We start from the raw sequence: 1053 nt of genomic DNA, 5'->3' as shown, positions 1-1053 counted from the left end.
GCAGGGGAATCGCATGTGGGCGTCTGCAAGTAGTTGCCAAATCGGAAGAAAGGGATTCTGAAGGTCGCTCCTGATCTGGAGGGAGCGGCCGATGCAGCGATTTGCGGAGTGCTTTTCGGAGTTGCCCGACCCGCGGGCCGACAACGCGCTGCATGACCTGACCGAGATTTTGTTCATCGCGCTGCTGGCGACGCTGTGCGGGGCGACGAGTTGCACCGACATGGCGCTGTTTGCCCGGATGAAGGCCTATCTCTGGCAGGATGTGCTGGAGCTCAAGAACGGTCTGCCGAGCCACGACACGTTCAGCCGGGTGTTCCGGATGCTCGATCCGAAGGCGTTTGAGAGTGCATTCCGGCGCTTTATGAAGGCCTTTGCACAAGGCGCCAAGATCAAGCGGCCGCGTGGAGTGATTGCGCTCGATGGCAAAGCATTGCGGCGCGGCTACGAACGCGGCAGGAGCCACATGCCGCCGGTGATGGTGACGGCCTGGGCAGCGCAGACGCGCATGGCACTCGCCAATGTGCTGGCGCCGAACAACAACGAAGCCGACGGCGCCTTGCAGCTGCTTGCGCTTCTGCAGCTCAAGGGCTGCGTCGTCACGGCCGATGCCCTGCATTGCCACCGCGGGATGGCCGAAGCGATTGTGGCACGGGGCGGCGACTATGTGCTGGCGGTGAAGGCGAACCAGCCTGCTCTGTTGGAGGATGCCAAAGCCGCAATCCGCGCCGCCAAACGCAAGGGCAAGACCTCGCTCACCACCACTGACGCTGAACATGGACGCAACGAGAGGCGTGTTGCTCTTGTGGCGCCGGCCCCCGGCATGGCCAGGAAGCACGACTTTCCGGGCCTCAAAGCTGTTGCCCGCATCACCAGCAAGCGGGGCCAGGACGACACGGTCGAACGCTACTTCCTGATGAGCCGCCCCTACAGCCGCAAAGAGGTCCTGCGCATCGTCCGCGCTCATTGGGGCATCGAAAATAGCCTTCACTGGCCGCTCGACGTCACTCTCGATGAGGACCTTGCCCGCAACCGCAAGGACAACGGACCGGCCAA

1 protein-coding gene is annotated in these 1053 nt (G+C 63.2%); it reads left to right on the top strand.

Annotated features, from left to right (window positions below; genetic code table 11):
- Positions 1 to 91 precede the first annotated feature (91 nt).
- Positions 92 to 1053, top strand: a 962-nt coding sequence (locus ACFFWD_RS29745) for an ISAs1 family transposase (RefSeq protein ID WP_376971416.1), incomplete at its 3' end; no start/stop codon positions are given.

The sequence above is a fragment of the Bradyrhizobium erythrophlei genome, assembly GCF_042430365.1.
Classification (GTDB): domain Bacteria; phylum Pseudomonadota; class Alphaproteobacteria; order Rhizobiales; family Xanthobacteraceae; genus Bradyrhizobium; species Bradyrhizobium erythrophlei.
Note: the sequence above shows the minus strand (reverse complement) of the source record. Positions and strands in the feature narration are given on the sequence as shown.